This is a genomic window from Cupriavidus sp. MP-37 (assembly GCF_020618415.1).
GTDB lineage: Bacteria > Pseudomonadota > Gammaproteobacteria > Burkholderiales > Burkholderiaceae > Cupriavidus.
This window is the reverse complement of the sequence record NZ_CP085344.1, coordinates 2,405,361-2,422,594: the sequence shown is the minus strand read 5'-3', so window position 1 is coordinate 2,422,594 and position 17,234 is coordinate 2,405,361. Positions and strand designations below refer to the sequence as shown.

Here is a 17,234-nt window from a genome sequence, read left to right as displayed (position 1 = left end):
TTCGTCGCCTGCCGTTTGACGCACCCCGGGGCGGTCGCTATATTACTGACCGGCAAGTTATTTAGCGCCCGTGCCGGCTTCCGGCCATCCGCCGGCCCCCGTCAGACTGCCCCTCTGCCTGCCCGCCTTGTGCGGCGTGAACGAGGTGGAGCGCGGCCCGCCCAGCAGTTGTATCCATCCCGACTCGTTGCCTACCGATGCCAGTGCTTTGCCAAGTGCCGGAAGTTGCGGCTGCAGATACCTCCGTCACCCCCTTCGCTACGAAGCCGCACCGGCAGGCCACGCGCCCCGGCCGCGGCATGGCCGTGGCGGCGCTGTCGCTGGCCGGCGCGCTGCTGCTGCATGGCTGCGGCAAGCCGCAGGAGCCCGCGCCGGAGATCCGGCCGGTGCGCATGATGCAGCTCAGCCCGCACAGCGGCAAGACCACCTTCGAGTTTTCCGGCGACGTGCGCCCGCGCGTCGAGTCGCGGCTGGGCTTCCGCGTCGGCGGCAAGATCGCGGCGCGGCTGGTCGATGTCGGCGCCGTGGTCAGCAAGGGCCAGCCGCTGGCGCGGCTGGATCCGGCCGACCTGTCGCTGGCCGAAGCCGGCTCGCGCGCCCAGTTCGAGGCCGCCCGCACCGACCGCGACCTCGCCGCGGCCGACCTGAAGCGCTACAACGACCTGTTTGCCAAAGGCTTTATCAGCGCAGCCGAGCAGCATCGGCGCCAGGCCAGTTTCGATGCCGCCGAAGCGCGCCTGCGCCAGGCGCAGGCCGGGCTGCGCAGCCAGTCCAACCAGACCGCGTATGCCGTGCTGCATGCCGACGCCGACGGCGTGGTCACCGCCATCGACGCCGAGGTGGGCCAGGTGGTCACCCCCGGCCAGCCGGTGGTGCGGGTGGCGCAGACGGCCGAGAAGGAAGTGGCCATCGGCCTGCCCGAGGACCAGGTCGGCCTGCTGCGCGGCCTGACCGACGTGACCGTCCATACCTGGGCCGAGCCGCAGCGCGCGCTGCCCGGCCGCGTGCGCGAGATTGCCGCCGCGGCCGACCCGGTCACGCGCACCTACGCCACCCGCGTGAGCGTGCCCAACCCGCCGGCCGACCTCAAGCTGGGCATGACCGCGGTGGTGACCTTCGTGCGCAACGGTGCCGCGCCGGCGCTGCGGGTGCCGCTGACCGCGCTGCTGCAGGAGCAGGGGCGCGACCAGGTCTGGGTCTACGACGCCGCGTCCGGCACGGTCAAGCCGGTGGCGGTGACGCTGGGCGAGGCCTTCGGCAATGAGATCGAAGTGCGCCAGGGCCTGGCGCCGGGCCAGACCATCGTTACCGCGGGCGTGCACCTGCTGCGCCCCGGGCAGAAGGTGCGCCCGCTGCAGACGGTCGCGCCGGCCTCGGCACCCGCCGCCACCCCGAAGCAGGGGTGAGCGGATGGACCATTCCCGCTTCAACCTGTCGCGCTGGGCGCTCGAACACCAGCCGCTGACCCGCTACCTGCTGGTGGTGCTGCTGCTCGGCGGCCTGCTGGCGTTTTTCCAGCTGGGCCAGGACGAGGATCCGCCGTTTACCTTCCGCGTGATGGTGGTGCAGGCCTTCTGGCCCGGCGCCACCGCCGAGCAGATCGCCATCCAGGTGACCGACAAGATCGAGCGCCAGCTGCAGGAAGTGCCCTATGCGGACAAGATCCGCAGCTTCTCCAAGCCGGGCGAGACCACGGTGATCTTCCAGCTCAAGGACACGTCGCCGGCCAGGGAAACCGCGCAGGTCTGGTACACCGTGCGCAAGAAGATCGGCGACATCCAGCAGACCTTGCCGGCCGGCGTGCGCGGGCCGTTCTTCAACGACGAGTTCGGCGACGTCTACGGCACCATCTACGCGCTGTCGGCGGATGGCTTCAATTACAAGGAGCTGCGCGAATATGCCGACCTGGTGCGCCAGGAGCTGCTGCGCGTGCCCTCGGTGGCCAAGGTGTCGCTGATCGGGCTGCAGGACGAGAAGGTCTACATCGAATTCAACCAGGCGCGCTTTGCCCAGCTGGGGCTGGACATCAACGCCATCGCCGACCAGATCTCGCAGCAGAACAACCTGACCGGCAGCGGCGTGCTGGTGACCCCGAGCGACAACCTGCAGGTGCGCGTATCGGGCCAGTTCGCCAGCGTCGAAGACCTGGAGAACCTGGTGCTGCGCGGGCCCAACGGCATTGCCAATATCCGCCTGGGCGACATCGCCGACGTCTATCGCGGCTATGTCGATCCGACCCAGCAGCGCATGCGCTTCAACGGCAAGGACGTGATCGGGCTGGGCATTTCGATGCAGAAGGGCGGCGACATCATCGAGCTGGGCCAGAACCTGCGCGCCGCCTTCGAGCGGCTGCGCGGCCAGCTGCCGGTGGGCATCGAGATGGACCAGGTGCAGGACCAGCCCGAGGCGGTGCAGCGCTCGGTCGGCGAATTCGTGCGGGTGCTGATCGAGGCGGTGGTGATCGTGCTGGCGGTGAGCTTTGTCTCGCTTGGCCTGCACACGCGGCCGCTGCGGCTCGATGTGCGCCCGGGGCTGGTGGTGGCGCTGACCATCCCGCTGGTGCTGGCGGTGACGTTCCTGTTCATGAACATCTTCGGCATCGGCCTGCACAAGATCTCGCTGGGCGCGCTGATCGTGGCGCTGGGCCTGCTGGTCGACGACGCCATCATCGCGGTCGAGATGATGGTGCGCAAGCTGGAAGAGGGCTTCTCCAAGATGGAGGCCGCCACCTTCGCCTATAGCTCGACCGCGATGCCGATGCTGACCGGCACGCTCATCACCGCGGCCGGCTTCCTGCCGGTGGGGCTGGCACGTTCGACGGTGGGCGAGTACACCTTCGCCATCTTCGCGGTGACGGCGCTGGCGCTGGTGCTGTCATGGCTGGCCGCGGTCTATTTCACGCCTTACCTGGGCTACCTGCTGCTCAAGACCCGCGGCGCGGGCGCGGGCGAGGCCCACGAGGTGTTCGACACGCCGTTCTACGCGCGCTTCCGCCGGCTGGTGGACTGGTGCGTCACGTGGCGCAAGCTGGTGATCGCGATCACGCTGGTGGCGTTCGCGCTGGGCATCTACGCCTTCAAGTTTGTCGAGAAGCAGTTCTTCCCGGATTCCAGCCGCCCCGAGCTGATGGTGGAGCTGTGGATGCCGGAGGGCACCAGCTTTGCGCAGATGGAAACCGAGGCCAAGCGCTTCGAGCAACGGATCGGCAAGGACCGGGAGGTCGCCAGCCTGACCACCTTCGTCGGCACCGGCGCGCCGCGCTTCTACCTGCCGCTGGACCAGATCTTCCCGCAGACCAACGTGGCGCAGGTGATCGTGATGCCGGCCAGCACCGAAGTGCGCGACGCGCTGCGCCGGCGCATCATCCAATTGCTCGACGCCGAGTTCCCGTACCTGCGCGGGCGCGTCAAGCTGCTGCCCAACGGGCCGCCGGTGGCGTACCCGGTGCAGTTCCGCGTGATCGGGCCGGATGCCGCCGGCGTGCGCCGGCTGGCCGACCAGGTCAAGGCCGAGATGCGCGCCAATCCCAACACCGTCGGCGTCAACGACAACTGGAACGAGAACGTCAAGATGCTGCGCCTGGAGATCGACCAGGACAAGGCGCGCGCGCTGGGCGTGACCACCCAGGCCATCGCCCGCGTCACGCAGACGGTGCTGAGCGGCGTGCCGGTGGGGCAGTACCGCGACGGCGACAAGCTGATCGACATCCTGATGCGCACGCCGCGCAACGAGCGCGACGCGATCTCGGACCTGAACAACATGCTGGTGCCGACCAACAGCGGGCGCGTGGTGCCGCTGACGCAGGTGGCGCGCGTGACGCTGCGCTCCGAGCCCGGCGTGGTCTGGCGCGAGAACCGCGACTTCGGCGTGACCGTGCAGGCCGACGTGGTCGACGGCATCCAGGGGCCGACCGTCACCGCGCAGATCAATCCCAGGCTGGACCCGCTGCGCGCGCAATTGCCGCCGGGCTACCGCATCACCGTGGCGGGCGCGGAAGAAGAAAGCGGCAAGGCCGGTGCCTCGATCGCGGCGCAGCTGCCGCTGTGCATCTTCATCATCTTCACGCTGCTGATGCTGCAGCTGCACAGCTTCTCGCGCGCGGCCATGGTGTTCCTGACCGGCCCGCTCGGGCTGATCGGCGCCGCGGCCACGCTGTTGCTGCTGCGCGCGCCGATGGGTTTCGTGGCGCAGCTGGGCATCACCGCGCTGCTGGGCATGATCATCCGCAACTCGGTGATCCTGGTCGACCAGATCGAGCAGGACATCCGCGCCGGCGTGCCGCAATGGACCGCCATCGTCGAAGCCGCGGTGCGCCGCTTCCGCCCGATCATGCTGACCGCTGCCGCGGCCGTGCTGGCGATGATCCCGCTGTCGCGCTCGATGTTCTGGGGGCCGATGGCGGTGGCCATCATGGGCGGGCTGATCATCGCCACCGTGCTGACGCTGCTGTTCCTGCCGGCGCTTTACGCGGCATGGTTCCGCGTCCGGCGGCCCGAAGACGGACCGGGCGCCGTGGCCGTGTGACGGCCGGCGCCATGGTCCTGCGCCACTGCAAGCAGCCTGCGCCTAGTTGCAGATCGTGCCGGGAACAGGCTTGCCCGAGGCCGTCAGCCCCTGGCAGGCATCGCCGCTGGCCAGGCTGGTGTCCGACGCCGAGGCCGGCGACAGCCTAAGCTTGCCGGCCACGGTGCAGCATCCGCGCGGCGGTGGCGGGGCGGGGGTGCGCTTGACGGTGGTGCCGGTCAGGGTGGCAGGAGCGCTGGGGCTGACCGAGGTCGTCGGCACCGGCGTGACCTCCGCCGCGGGGCTGGTCGCGGCAGTGGCAGCGCCAGCCTTCGGCGGCCCGCCGGCCTCGGCCGACTCTTCCACTTCCGGATAGACGCATTGCCCGTGGTGGCAGATCCGCTCACCTTTGCACTGCATGTCGTACTGGCATCCGGCGGCGTATGCGAACGATGTCCAGCCAGCGGCCATCGACGCTGCCAACAGCAAGGCAGGGAATTTCATATGCCCTCCGATCAGGGCTGAGCTGACGACGCTGGAAACCGCGCGCGCCGTGCGCACGGCGGCCCCAACATCTTCAGCATAGATCGCCGCAAGGGTCCGCGAAAGGCGGCTTCGCTCAGGTGTTCTACCACCTGCGGCAAGCGCCGCGAACGCGCGCGTCATCGCTTCGACACGCAGCCGATGGCCGCATGGCCGAGCGAAGTCTGATCGAAATCTGAAAGGGGGAAGGTTGTCAGCCCGCCACATGGCAGGCGGGTGGTGCGAGGGAGGGGACTCGAACCCCTACACCATTGCTGGCGTCAGGACCTAAACCTGGTGCGTCTACCAATTTCGCCACCCTCGCGGTCCTTGCGGCACTGCCCGGGCGGGCGGCCGCGCTGCTCGTTGCCGGAGACGAAAGCAAAAAAGGCGGCTGGAAGTGCCCGCCTTTGCCGTCTTCTTGCCGGATCTGCCGCCGGCAGCCCGCAGTGCAACGAGGTTGCGGATTGTAGCGCAAGGCGCGGGGGGAATCCAGCCCCGCCGCGACTGCGCGCCCCGGCGGGCCCGTGCGGCTATATTGTCGGCTTTCCAAACGTTCGTTCCTGCCCATGATTGCCGTTCCGACCCTGACCCCGCTGCGCTGGCGCCTGCTGTTCTGGGCCGCCGCTGCCGCCGTGCTGGTGCTGTCGCTGATGCCGCCGACGCAGCCGCTGCCGACCACCGGCTGGGACAAGGCCAACCACGCGCTCGGGTTTGCGGTGCTCGGTGTATTGGGTGGACGCGCCTACGCCGCGCGCGGCTGGCCGCTATGGCTGGGCCTGGTCGCGTATGGCGGCCTGATCGAACTGCTGCAGGGGCAGACCGGCTACCGCGAGGCCGACTGGCTCGACCTGCTCGCCGACACCATCGGCGTGGCCGCGGCCATGGCGCTGGACTGGCTGGTGCGCCGGCTCAGCGCTCCTCGGCTTCGAGCGTGAAGCCGGCGCCGTCGTCCTGTCCGAGCAGGTCGACCAGCACGGGCATGGCCTGCTGCAGCGACTCGTGCAGCCGCCACGGCGGATTGACGATGAACATGCCGCTGCCATGCAGGCCCAGCCCGCCCTCGACCGGGCGCTTGACGGTCAGGGTCACATGCAGCCAGCTCTTGAGCGGCAGGCCCTTCAGTTGCACCGGCAGCTGCAGCGCTTCGCGCCGCTGCACCTGCGGGTACCAGACCGCGTAGACACCGGTGGCAAAACGCTCCAGCCCGTCGCGCACGGTCTGCACGGTGCGCGCGTAGTCCTGCTTGTCTTCGTACGACGGATCGACCAGCACCAGCGCGCGCCGCGGCGGCGGCGGCAGGATCGCCTTGATGCCGCCGAAGCCGTCGCCGTCATACAGCATCACGCGGCGTCCGGCGCCGCGGAAGTTGTCGCGCAGGACCTGGATCTCGGTGCTGTGCAGCTCGAACAGCCGCAGGCGGTCGTGCTCGCGCAGCAGCTGCCACGCCAGCCAGGGCGAGCCGGGGTAGTGGCGCAGGCTGCCGTCCGGGTTGAGCGTGCGCACCTGGTCCAGGTATTCGTCGAGCATCGGCGGCAGCTGGGCGCCGCTTGCGGCGGCGCGCCACAGCGGCGCGATGCCGGTCTCGAACTCGGCCTTCTTCTGCGCGTAGGCGTGATCCAGCGCATAGAGGCCGGCGCCGGCATGGGTGTCGATGTACCAGAACGCCTTGTCCTTCTGCGCCAGGTGCTCGAGCAGTTGCACCACGACGGCGTGCTTGAGGACATCGGCATGATTGCCGGCATGGAAGGCGTGACGATAGCTGAGCATGTGGAGCGGGGCGCCCTGGCGGCGCAAAATGGGCAGACGGCGCGGGGAGACCGCGGCGTCCGCGGGAAGGGCGCTATGCTACCATCCGCCGCCAGTTGCCCTTCCTGGCTGCGCTTCCTGGTTGCACTTCCTGGCCCCTCCCAAGCCCCGGTGCTCTGCCAGGGGGCATTCCCGCTTCCGAGTTTCCTGTCCCATGCCGCGCGCACTAGAGCCCGCCGAGCCCATCCTGTCTGCCCAGGGCACCCCGTATTCGCCCCGCTACGACGACGTCTACCACAGCACCGAAGGCGGCCTGGCGCAGGCCGCCCATGTCTTCCTCGGCGGCAATGGCCTGCCCGGGGCATGGGCCGGGCAACGGCAGTTCGTCATCGTCGAGACCGGCTTCGGCCAGGGGCTGAATTTCCTCGCCACCTGGCAGGCGTGGCGCGACGATCCGCAGCGTTGCGGCACGCTGCATTTCGTCTCGATCGAAAAGCATCCGTTTACGCGCGCAGGGCTGGCGCAACTGCACGCCAGCCTGGACGGGCTGCAGCCGCTGGCGCAGGCGCTGCAGGCGCAATGGCCGCTGGCGCTGCCGGGGCTGCACCGGCTGGCGTTCGACCAGGGCCGCGTGGTGCTGACGCTGGCGCTGGGCGATGCCGAAGCCATGCTGCCGCGGCTGGCCGCCGGTGCCGATGCCTTCTACCTGGACGGCTTCTCGCCGGCGCGCAATGCCGAGATGTGGTCGGCGCCGGTGTTGCGCGGCCTGGCGCGGCTGGCGCGTCCGGGTGCGACGCTGGCGACGTATACCGCCGCGGGCTTTGTGCGGCGCGGGCTGAAGGAAGTCGGCTTTGAAGTCAGCAAAGCGCCGGGCTTCGGGGGCAAGCGTGACATGACGGTGGCGCGCTTTCGCCCGCAATGGAAATCGCGCCGCCACGCGCCGCCGCTGCCGGCGCAATGGCCCGAGCGCCATGCCATCGTGATCGGCGCCGGACTGGCGGGCTGCGCCGTGACCGAGCGGCTGGCCGCGCGCGGCTGGCGCGTGACCCTGTTCGATACCCACGACGGGCCGGCGCGGCAGACTTCGGCGCATCGCGCCGCGGCCATGCACGCGCACGTCTCGGCCGACGACAGCCTGCTGTCGCGGCTGTCGCGTGCCGGCAACCAGTACGCGCTGCGCGCCTGGGCGGCGCTGGCCGAGGCCGGGCATGCGGTCGGCTGGCATGGCTGCGGCGTGCTGCAGATCGGTGAGGACGAGGCCGAAGGCGAGGCCCAGCGCGCCGCGCTGGCGGCAATGGGCTTGCCGCAAGAGTTCGTGCGCTGGATGAGCGCCGCCGAGGCGGCCGCGGCGCACCACGCCGGCGTGCCGCGCGGCGGCCTGTGGTTCCCGCAGGGCGGATGGGTCGCGCCGCCGGATGTCTGCGCGGCGCAGCTGGCAGGTGCCGGCGATGCCGTCACGGCGCGCTTCGGCTGCCGGGTCGGCGCGATCGCGCGCGTCGACGGCCAATGGCGCGCACTCGCCCAGGACGGCACTGTGCTGGCGTCGGCACCGGTGCTGGTGTTGGCCAACGCACATGAGGCGCAGCAGCTGCTGCCGCAGCAACACTGGACCCTGCGCCGCGTGCGCGGGCAGCTGACCACGCTGGCGGCTGCGCAGGTCGATGCGCTCGGCGGCTGGCCCGACTGCGTCGTGACCGGTGCCGGCTACCTGCTGCCGCGCGCGCCCGACGGCAGCGGCCGCGTCGGCTCCAGCTATGACGAAGACACGGGCCCGCTGGTGGCGCAGCCGGCGATCCACGCCGCCAACCTGGACCGGCTCGCCGGCTTGCTGCCGGACCTGGCCGGTGCGGTGGCCGGCATCGATCCCGCTGCCGTGTCGGGCTATGTCGGCGTGCGCACGGTCACGCACAACCGGCTGCCGCTGATCGGGCAAGTGCCTGACGAGGCCGCCGCGATGGCGCAGGCGGCCTCGCTGCGCGGCGCGCACCTGCGCGACCTGCCGCGCCTGCCCGGGCTCTATGCGGCGCTGGCCTATGCCTCGCGCGGCCTCACCTGGGCAGCGCTGGGCGCGGAACTGCTGGCCAGCCAGATCGAAGGCGAGCCCTTGCCGCTGGAGTCGGACCTGGCCGATGCGGTGGATCCGGCACGCCTGCTGCTGCGCGCGCTGCGCCATGGGCAGGCAGCGTAGCGCGACGCAGCCAGCCGGCGGGGTTGCCGCGCGTTCCGGGCAAAATCTGCCGGAAGCGAATCAAAACCGTGCGATAATCCCCGTTTTCCGTTTGCGCGGAGCTTTCCGTTCGCCGGTGCGCTGCCCCGGCCGTCCTGTGGTGACGGCGACGTGGCGGTAAAGCGGACGGTACGCGTACAAGACGGCAGCACCTACGAACACAACTACATTTCTGGATTGGATCTACGACCATGTCGAACGTGATTGAGAACCTCGGCAAGCTGGACCGCAAGGTGACCCTGGCCATCCCCAAGGCCGAAGTGGAAAAGGAAAAGCAGGAGCGCCTGGTTCGCCTGTCGAAGACCGTGAAGATGTCGGGCTTCCGTCCGGGCAAGGTGCCGATGAAGATGGTCGAGAAGCAGTACGGCCAGCAGGTCGAGTTCGAGGTGCGCTTCGACAAGGCCGCGCGCAAGTTCTTCGACATCACCAAGGAACAGGACGTCAAGGTTGCCGGCCAGCCCAAGTTCGAGATCAAGAACGAAGGCGTGGGCGAGGATGAAGTGGCGTTCGACGCCACCTTCGAGGTGTACCCGGAAGTGACCATCGGCGACCTGTCGGCCGCCGAAGTCACCCGCACCAGCACCGAAATCACCGATGCCGAAGTCGACAAGACCATCGACATCCTGCGCAAGCAGCGCGTGCACTACCACGCCCGCGGCGAAGCCGGCGAGCACGGCGACGGCGGTGCCGACGTCAGCGCCCAGAACGGCGACCGCGTGACGCTGGACTTCGTCGGCAAGATCGACGGCGAAGAGTTCGCCGGCGGTAAGGCCGAGGACTTCCCGTTCGTGCTGGGCGAAGGCCGCATGCTGCCCGAGTTCGAGCAGGCCGCGCTGGGCCTGAAGGTCGGCGAAAGCAAGACCTTCCCGCTGGCCTTCCCGGCCGACTACCACGGCAAGGAAGTGGCCGGCAAGACCGCCGAGTTCACCGTGACCCTGAAGAAGATCGAGTGGGCCCACCTGCCGGAAGTGAATGAAGCCTTCGCCAAGTCGCTGGGCATCGCCGACGGCAGCGTCGACAAGATGCGCGCCGACATCCGCGAAAACCTCGAGCGCGAAGTGAAGCGCCGCACGCACGCCATGCTGAAGGACCAGGTCATGGAAGCGCTGCTGAAGGCGAGCGAGCTGGACGTGCCCAAGGCCCTGATCGAGCAGGACCAGGAGCGCCTGGTGGAAATGGCCCGCCGCGACCTGGAACAGCGTGGCATGCCCAACGCCAAGGACATGCCGATCCCGGCCGAGATGTTCGCGCAGCAGGCCGAGCGCCGCGTCAAGCTGGGCCTGATCCTGGCCGAGATCGTCAAGGCCAACGGCCTGGAAGCCAAGGCTGACCAGATCAAGGCCGAGATCGAAGACTTCGCCAAGAGCTACGAGGACCCGAAGGAAGTCATGCGCTGGTACTACGGCGACCAGCAGCGCCTGGCCGAAATGGAAGCCTACGTGCTCGAAAACAACGTGGTAAATTTCGTGTGCGGCAAGGCCAAGGTCACCGACAAGAAGGTGTCCTTCGAGGAACTCACCGCCGAAGGCAACCAGCAGCAAGCCTGAAGCCGGAAGTGACCGGCAGCCCCGCGCCACGGTGCGGGGCACGGACTTCCCGAGTTACCCGGATTGCCTTGCGATCCGACGAATCCATGGAGAACATGCATGACCCGCAATGATTTGCTTGACCGTCTCGCCACCACGCAGGCTTCGGCACTGGAAACCCAGGGCCTGGGGCTGGTGCCGATGGTCGTCGAGCAGTCCGGCCGGGGCGAGCGCGCCTATGACATCTACTCGCGCCTGCTGAAGGAGCGCGTGGTGTTCATGGTGGGCGAGGTCAACGACCAGACCGCCAACCTGGTGGTGGCACAGCTGCTGTTCCTGGAAAGCGAGAACCCCGACAAGGACGTGTCGCTGTACATCAACTCGCCGGGCGGTTCGGTGTCGGCGGGGCTGGCCATCTACGACACCATGCAGTTCATCAAGCCGGACGTGTCGACGCTGTGCATGGGCATGGCGGCCAGCATGGGCGCCTTCCTGCTGGCGGCCGGCGCCAAGGGCAAGCGTTCGGCGCTGCCCAACTCGCGCATCATGATCCACCAGCCGCTGGGCGGCGCGCGCGGCCAGGCCTCTGACATCGAGATCCAGGCGCGCGAGATCCTGTACCTGCGCGAGCGGCTCAACACCATCCTGTCGGAAGTGACGGGCCAGCCGGTCGAGAAGATTGCCCGCGACACCGATCGCGACAACTTCATGAGCGGCGACCAGGCGGTCGACTACGGCCTGATCGACAAGGTACTCGCCCGCCGCGGCTGATGCTGCGCGCCGCCGTGGCGTATGCTGCAACTGCGCTGCAACGGCGGCCGGCCATGCTGGCCGGGCCCAAATGGCGAAGGCTACACCGGAACGAGGCCCCGTGCCTCGTTTTTTGCATCGGCACCCGTGCAACGGGGGCTTGGCCCCACAGCCGGGGGGAAGCGCCGGTGATGCCAATTGTTTTGGCGTATGATGCGTTTGAAGCGTATCGCCGAGGAGCCTGTCGCCCCGCGGTGTGCGCACTGCAAAAGTGACTGATTCCTATGGCGGACAAAAAAGGTTCATCCAGCGAAAAGCTTCTGTACTGCTCCTTCTGCGGCAAGAGCCAGCATGAGGTCAAGAAGCTGATTGCCGGCCCGTCGGTGTTCATTTGCGACGAATGCATCGACCTGTGCAACGAGATCATCCGCGATGAGGCCACGGCATCCGAGAAAGACGCCGCCGCGGCCGCGCGCTCCGACCTGCCCACGCCCCACGAGATCCGCGAAAGCCTGGACCAGTACGTGATCGGCCAGGAACAGGCCAAGAAGATCCTGGCCGTGGCGGTCTACAACCACTACAAGCGCCTCAAGCACCTCGGCAAGAAGGACGATGTCGAGCTGTCCAAGAGCAACATCCTGCTGATCGGGCCCACCGGCTCGGGCAAGACGCTGCTCGCGCAGACGCTGGCGCGCCTGCTCAACGTGCCCTTCGTGATCGCCGACGCGACCACGCTGACCGAAGCCGGCTACGTCGGCGAGGACGTCGAGAACATCATCCAGAAGCTGCTGCAGAACTGCAATTACGAAGTCGAGAAGGCGCAGCGCGGCATTGTCTACATCGACGAGATCGACAAGATCTCGCGCAAGTCGGACAACCCGTCGATTACCCGCGACGTCTCCGGCGAAGGCGTGCAGCAGGCCCTGCTCAAGCTGATCGAAGGCACCATGGCATCGGTGCCGCCGCAGGGTGGCCGCAAGCATCCGAACCAGGACTTCCTGCAGGTGGATACCACCAACATCCTGTTCATCTGCGGCGGCGCCTTCGATGGCCTGGAGAAGGTCATCATGCAGCGCTCGGACAAGACCGGCATCGGCTTTGCCGCGCAGGTCAAGAGCAAGGAAGAGCGCGACGTCAGCGAAGTGCTGCCGCAGACCGAGCCGGAAGACCTGATCAAGTTCGGCCTGATCCCCGAACTGATCGGCCGCCTCCCGGTGGTGGCGACGCTGGCCAAGCTCGACGAGGCCGCGCTGATGCAGATCCTGGTCGAGCCCAAGAATGCGCTGGTCAAGCAATACCAGAAGCTGCTGGCGATGGAAGGCGTCGAGCTGGAAATCCGTCCGGGTGCGCTCAGCGCCATCGCCCGCAAGGCGATCCGCCGCAAGACCGGTGCGCGCGGGCTGCGCTCGATCCTGGAGCAGTCGCTGATGGACGTCATGTATGACTTGCCTAATTACAAGGGCGTACAAAAGGTCGTGATCGATGAGAATACGATCAACGGCGATGCACCGCCGCTGCTGATGTATGAGGAGCAGCAGCCCAAAGTGGCAGGGTCCAACTGACGCGAGTGCTGCCAACGTGAGCCAGGGGGTCGGCAACCACAGCGGCAGCAGGGCGGAAAGGCCGTTCGCGTAGAAGCGAGCGGCTTTTTTTGTTTATTTCTACCGACGACAGGGAGGAAACGCGGGTATGCTGTTTCAGAGGGGCCACCAAGTGCAGGTAGCGGCATCTGCCTGTCTTGATGAATCGATTGGCACGTATCTTGTAATCGATTCGGGCGGCCCAATTTACGCCTTAAATGACTGACTTGGGGAAAATGATGTCCGGAACACAACTCCTCCCGGCCGAGCCGATTCGCCTGCCACTGTTGCCGCTGCGCGACGTGGTGGTGTTTCCGCACATGGTGATCCCGCTGTTCGTGGGTCGCCCAAAGTCCATCAAGGCGCTTGAGACTGCGATGGAGGCGGGCAAGAGCATCATGCTCGTGGCCCAGAAGACGGCGGCCAAGGACGAGCCGACCGCCGACGACCTGTACGAGGTCGGCTGCATCGCCAATATCCTGCAAATGCTGAAGCTGCCCGACGGTACCGTGAAGGTGCTGGTCGAGGGCACGCAGCGTGCCAACATCCGCGAGGTGAGCGAGGACGATTCGCACTTCATGTGCGAAGCCGTGCCCGTGCCGCCCGCACCTGGCGAAAGCGCCGAGACCGAGGCCCTGCGCCGCGCGATCGTGTCGCAGTTCGACCAGTACGTGAAGCTCAACAAGAAGATCCCGCCGGAGATCCTGACCTCGCTGTCGGGCATCGACGAGGCCGGGCGCCTGGCGGACACCATCGCCGCGCACCTGCCGATCAAGCTCGAGCAGAAGCAGAAGATCCTGGAGATGGTCAATGTGACCGAGCGCCTGGAAAGCCTGCTGTCGCAGCTCGAGGGCGAGATCGACATCCTGCAGGTCGAAAAGCGCATCCGTGGCCGCGTCAAGCGCCAGATGGAGAAGAGCCAGCGCGAGTACTACCTGAACGAGCAGGTCAAGGCCATCCAGAAGGAACTGGGCGAGGGCGAAGAAGGCGCCGACCTGGAAGAACTCGACAAGCGCATCAAGGCTGCGCGCATGCCGAAGGAAGCCAAGAAGAAGGCCGATGCCGAATTCAAGAAGCTCAAGCTGATGTCGCCGATGTCGGCCGAGGCCACCGTCGTGCGCAACTACATCGACACGCTGGTGAACCTGCCGTGGCGCAAGAAGAGCAAGGTCAACAACGACCTCGCCAACGCCGAGCGTGTGCTGGATGAAGACCACTACGGCCTGGAGAAGGTCAAGGAACGCATTCTCGAGTACCTCGCGGTGCAACAGCGCGTGGACAAGGTGAAGGCGCCCATCCTCTGCCTGGTCGGGCCTCCCGGCGTCGGCAAGACCTCGCTCGGCCAGTCGGTGGCGCGCGCGACGAACCGCAAGTTCGTGCGCATGGCACTGGGTGGCGTGCGCGACGAAGCCGAGATCCGCGGCCACCGCCGTACCTACATCGGTTCGATGCCGGGCAAGATCCTGCAGAGCCTGTCCAAGGTCGGCGTGCGCAATCCGCTCTTCCTGCTCGACGAGATCGACAAGATGGGCATGGACTTCCGCGGCGATCCGTCGTCGGCGCTGCTCGAGGTGCTGGACCCGGAACAGAACCACACCTTCCAGGACCACTACATCGAGGTCGACTTCGACCTGTCCGACGTGATGTTCGTGGCGACGTCGAACTCGCTCAACATCCCGCCGCCGCTGCTCGACCGCATGGAAGTGATCCGCCTGTCGGGTTACACCGAGGACGAGAAGGTCAATATCGCCCAGCGCTACCTGCTGCCCAAGCAGATCAAGAACAATGGTCTGAAGGCAGGCGAGATCGAGGTCACCGAAAGCGCAATCCGCGACATCATCCGCTACTACACGCGCGAAGCGGGCGTACGTTCGCTGGAACGCGAGGTGTCCAAGATCGCCCGCAAGGTGGTCAAGCTGCTGCTGCTGAAGAAGGAGTCGGGCACGATCAAGGTCGATTCCGAGAACCTGGACAAATTCCTGGGCGTGCGCAAGTACGACTTCGGCCTGGCCGGCAAGGAAAACCAGGTGGGCCAGGTCACCGGCCTGGCGTGGACCGAGGTGGGCGGCGACCTGCTGACCATCGAAGCCGCGATCATGCCGGGCAAGGGCAACATCACGCGTACCGGTTCGCTGGGCGACGTGATGAAGGAGTCGGTCGAGGCCGCGCGCTCGGTGGTGCGTTCGCGGGCACGCCGCCTGGGCATCACGGATGAGATGTTCGAGAAGCGCGACATCCACATCCACGTGCCCGAAGGCGCCACGCCCAAGGACGGTCCGTCGGCGGGCGGTGCCATGACCACGGCGCTGGTGTCGGTGCTGACCGGCATCCCGGTGCGCGCGGATGTCGCCATGACCGGCGAGATCACGCTGCGCGGCGAGGTGCTGCCGATCGGCGGCCTCAAGGAAAAGCTGCTGGCGGCCCACCGTGGCGGCATCAAGCTGGTGCTGATCCCCGAGGAAAACGTCAAGGACCTGGCCGAGATCCCCGACAACGTCAAGAACGCCATCGAGATCGTGCCGGTGCGCTGGATCGACAAGGTCCTGGAACTGGCGCTCGAGCGCAAGCCCGAGGCGCTGCCGGAAGACGACGCCAAGCCCGCCGAGGTGGCCGACAAGGCCACGGCCAAGGTCGAGCGCCTGCATCACTGACAGCGGCTCGGCCGCATGAACCAAACGCCGCAGGGCAGCGATGCCCGGCGGCGTTTTTTTGTCCGCCCGGGCCTTGGCAAACCGAAATCAACTGTATTAAACTTGCGCCCTCGCAACGCAAACCACGGCATCTGCCGCGAGGTGCGGAGCGTTCAGCAAGTGGCAGGCACACAGCCTGCGACGGTCGAGCGGGTGCTTAGCTCAGTTGGTAGAGCGGCGCCCTTACAAGGCGTAGGTCGGGGGTTCGAACCCCTCAGCACCCACCAACGTTCGATCGATGAAATCAAGGACTTGGAGCGATCCAGGTCCTTTTTTTTGGGTTCATCGAGGAATACCGGGGAAGGCTGCGCGGATCTTGAGGAAGAAGTATTCCTCGTCGCGACCGCCGTAGGCCCGGCGCTTGATCACTTTGATAGTGTTGTGGATGCCCTCGACGGGCGCTCGATCCCGCCAGTCCACTGCTCGAGCGCCTGCGATGGCCGGGTGCCGAATCTTTCCGACCGGCGCGGCAACCGTGCCGCCCGTGCCGGCCGGCAAGGCGGCGCATGGCATGCCTGCTGGCTGCTCTGACCTGAGGACATCGCAACGAGGTAGAACCTTGTTGTGGCCATGTTCCGGTGACGGGATCGCTCAAATGAGCCAGCGCGCCGAAGGCTCAGTCGTGGTCAAACGCCGTCACCTTCGGTAGCACCACGGCGAGATAATCCACGAGCGTGCGGACCGCGGGAAGCAGGCCCGTGCGATAGGGGATGAGGGCGGTGATACGAGCGTCCGCCGCGATCCAATCCGGCAATACCTGCCTGAGCGAGCCGGCCGCTAGCTCCGCCTGACAAGCGTACACCGGCAGCGCGGCGACCCCCACGTTCGCACACGCGGCCTCTTTCAGCGAGATCAGGCTGTTGCTGAGGAACCTCGGTTCAAACTGCACCGTGGCCACGCGCTTGTCCGGGCCCAGCAATTGCCATTGCGACGCGCTCTTGCCGGCCATGGCAAGGATGGCGTGAGATTCCAGCGCCGCGGGCTCTGCCGGCACTGACGTTCGCTCGAGATAGTCCGGGCCTGCGAAGAGATACCACGGCGTCCTGGCCAGGGGATGCTGAACCAGGTTGGAGTCCTGCAGCTGGCCGACATGGCCTCTGATCGCCAGATCGAAGCCCTCGCCGACGATGTCCACGACCCTGTCCGTGGCAGTTTCTTCGATCCTGACCTTGGGGTGGTCGGAGAGAAAGGTCGGCAAGACATGGCGCAGCGCGAACTGGGCAATGTCCGTCGCTGTCGTCACGCGGATCACGCCGCTCGGCTCTGCCAGCCGCTGACGCATCGCTTCCTCGGCAAGCTCGGCGCTGCGCATCAGCGCCATGGCGTACTGGTAGAACTCCTGCCCCACCTCCGTTACCGCGAACTGGCGCGACGTCCGGTTGATCAGTCGCACGCCCAGCGAGGATTCCAGTTCCTTTACGCGGTGACTCAGCGTGGACTTCGGAAGCCGGAGTGCTTCCCCGGCCGCGGTGAATCCGCCACGGTCGACCACCTGCACAAAGTAATAAACGTCCTTTAGGTCGAGCATTTCATGGAGGCTGGCCGGCCATTCCCATGGGGGCGGCGAGGGTCAAGAAGCGAGTGGGTGACGCGGATCATACTCCACGCCCGCAGCCCGCTGCCACCCGGGCAAGCCCTTGGCGCATCGCCGCGTTTGCGGCGGCCGCGGGGTCCATTTTTTCCTGCC

At 67.1% G+C, this 17,234-nt stretch carries 11 protein-coding genes, 2 tRNA genes and 1 pseudogene; 9 read left to right on the top strand and 5 right to left on the bottom strand.

The genetic code is table 11. The features are described 5' to 3' along the window. Nucleotides 1-197: 197 nt before the first annotated feature. Together LIN44_RS11160 and LIN44_RS11155 are read left to right on the top strand one after the other, a co-directional pair. Entirely contained in the window at nt 198-1,406 is a 1,209-nt protein-coding gene (locus LIN44_RS11160) for an efflux RND transporter periplasmic adaptor subunit (RefSeq protein WP_370641562.1), read from the top strand. 4 nt (nt 1,407-1,410) lie between these two features. Next, nucleotides 1,411-4,524, top strand: a complete 3,114-nt coding sequence (locus LIN44_RS11155; RefSeq protein WP_227312142.1) for an efflux RND transporter permease subunit — start codon at nt 1,411-1,413, stop codon at nt 4,522-4,524. A gap of 42 nt (nt 4,525-4,566) precedes the next feature. On the opposite strand, the gene LIN44_RS11150 is transcribed toward LIN44_RS11155, so the two are convergent. Both LIN44_RS11150 and LIN44_RS11145 read right to left on the bottom strand, forming a co-directional pair. Then, on the bottom strand, nt 4,567-5,007 hold the full coding sequence (locus LIN44_RS11150; protein WP_227312141.1) for a hypothetical protein: 441 nt from the start codon (nt 5,005-5,007) through the stop codon (nt 4,567-4,569). A 256-nt stretch (nt 5,008-5,263) separates the two neighbouring features. Further along, nucleotides 5,264-5,350 (bottom strand) — tRNA-Leu (locus LIN44_RS11145). A gap of 238 nt (nt 5,351-5,588) precedes the next feature. On the opposite strand from LIN44_RS11145, the gene LIN44_RS11140 reads away from it, so the two are divergent. Continuing rightward, complete coding sequence (locus LIN44_RS11140) at nt 5,589-5,963, top strand: VanZ family protein (RefSeq protein WP_227314386.1); 375 nt, start codon at nt 5,589-5,591, stop codon at nt 5,961-5,963. Here LIN44_RS11140 and LIN44_RS11135 read toward each other — a convergent pair. Then, nucleotides 5,938-6,795: a 23S rRNA (adenine(2030)-N(6))-methyltransferase RlmJ gene (locus tag LIN44_RS11135; protein ID WP_227312140.1), complete on the bottom strand. Its 858-nt coding sequence runs from the start codon at nt 6,793-6,795 to the stop codon at nt 5,938-5,940. The genes LIN44_RS11140 and LIN44_RS11135 overlap by 26 nt on opposite strands. Before the next feature lie 193 nt (nt 6,796-6,988). Here LIN44_RS11135 and mnmC point away from each other — a divergent pair, with 193 nt between their 5' ends. The 6 genes from mnmC (at nt 6,989) to LIN44_RS11105 (ending at nt 15,774) form a co-directional block, all read left to right on the top strand. Continuing rightward, nucleotides 6,989-8,962: a bifunctional tRNA (5-methylaminomethyl-2-thiouridine)(34)-methyltransferase MnmD/FAD-dependent 5-carboxymethylaminomethyl-2-thiouridine(34) oxidoreductase MnmC gene (mnmC, locus tag LIN44_RS11130; RefSeq protein WP_227312139.1), complete on the top strand. Its 1,974-nt coding sequence runs from the start codon at nt 6,989-6,991 to the stop codon at nt 8,960-8,962. A gap of 230 nt (nt 8,963-9,192) precedes the next feature. Then, nucleotides 9,193-10,548 (top strand): trigger factor, encoded by a 1,356-nt coding sequence (tig, locus tag LIN44_RS11125; RefSeq protein ID WP_227312138.1) that lies wholly within the window; start codon nt 9,193-9,195, stop codon nt 10,546-10,548. 99 nt (nt 10,549-10,647) lie between these two features. Next, nucleotides 10,648-11,298, top strand: a complete 651-nt coding sequence (gene clpP / locus LIN44_RS11120) for an ATP-dependent Clp endopeptidase proteolytic subunit ClpP (protein WP_011615108.1) — start codon at nt 10,648-10,650, stop codon at nt 11,296-11,298. A gap of 263 nt (nt 11,299-11,561) precedes the next feature. Beyond that, entirely contained in the window at nt 11,562-12,839 is a 1,278-nt protein-coding gene (gene clpX / locus LIN44_RS11115; RefSeq protein WP_012352668.1) for an ATP-dependent Clp protease ATP-binding subunit ClpX, read from the top strand. Nucleotides 12,840-13,096: 257 nt separating this feature from the next. Beyond that, nucleotides 13,097-15,508: an endopeptidase La gene (lon, locus tag LIN44_RS11110; RefSeq protein WP_227314385.1), complete on the top strand. Its 2,412-nt coding sequence runs from the start codon at nt 13,097-13,099 to the stop codon at nt 15,506-15,508. A gap of 190 nt (nt 15,509-15,698) precedes the next feature. Continuing rightward, nucleotides 15,699-15,774 (top strand) — tRNA-Val (locus tag LIN44_RS11105). Between the two features lie 55 nt (nt 15,775-15,829). Here LIN44_RS11105 and LIN44_RS11100 read toward each other — a convergent pair. Together LIN44_RS11100 and LIN44_RS11095 are read right to left on the bottom strand one after the other, a co-directional pair. After that, nucleotides 15,830-15,943: pseudogene (locus LIN44_RS11100) on the bottom strand (transposase); the annotation flags it as partial. A gap of 220 nt (nt 15,944-16,163) precedes the next feature. Beyond that, nucleotides 16,164-17,075 (bottom strand): LysR substrate-binding domain-containing protein, encoded by a 912-nt coding sequence (locus tag LIN44_RS11095; protein ID WP_227312137.1) that lies wholly within the window; start codon nt 17,073-17,075, stop codon nt 16,164-16,166. Between the last annotated feature and the right edge of the window lie 159 nt (nt 17,076-17,234).

Bases quoted from the DNA above. Each gene is read 5' to 3' on its own strand.
- LIN44_RS11160 (WP_370641562.1), top strand. From the start codon at position 198: ATGCCAGTGCTTTGCCAAGTGCCGGAAGTTGCGGCTGCAGATACCTCC.
- LIN44_RS11155 (WP_227312142.1), top strand. From the start codon at position 1,411: ATGGACCATTCCCGCTTCAACCTGTCGCGCTGGGCGCTCGAACACCAG.
- LIN44_RS11150 (WP_227312141.1), bottom strand. From the start codon at position 5,007: ATGAAATTCCCTGCCTTGCTGTTGGCAGCGTCGATGGCCGCTGGCTGG.
- LIN44_RS11135 (WP_227312140.1), bottom strand. From the start codon at position 6,795: ATGCTCAGCTATCGTCACGCCTTCCATGCCGGCAATCATGCCGATGTC.
- mnmC (WP_227312139.1), top strand. From the start codon at position 6,989: ATGCCGCGCGCACTAGAGCCCGCCGAGCCCATCCTGTCTGCCCAGGGC.
- tig (WP_227312138.1), top strand. From the start codon at position 9,193: ATGTCGAACGTGATTGAGAACCTCGGCAAGCTGGACCGCAAGGTGACC.
- clpP (WP_011615108.1), top strand. From the start codon at position 10,648: ATGACCCGCAATGATTTGCTTGACCGTCTCGCCACCACGCAGGCTTCG.
- clpX (WP_012352668.1), top strand. From the start codon at position 11,562: ATGGCGGACAAAAAAGGTTCATCCAGCGAAAAGCTTCTGTACTGCTCC.
- lon (WP_227314385.1), top strand. From the start codon at position 13,097: ATGTCCGGAACACAACTCCTCCCGGCCGAGCCGATTCGCCTGCCACTG.
- LIN44_RS11095 (WP_227312137.1), bottom strand. From the start codon at position 17,075: ATGCTCGACCTAAAGGACGTTTATTACTTTGTGCAGGTGGTCGACCGT.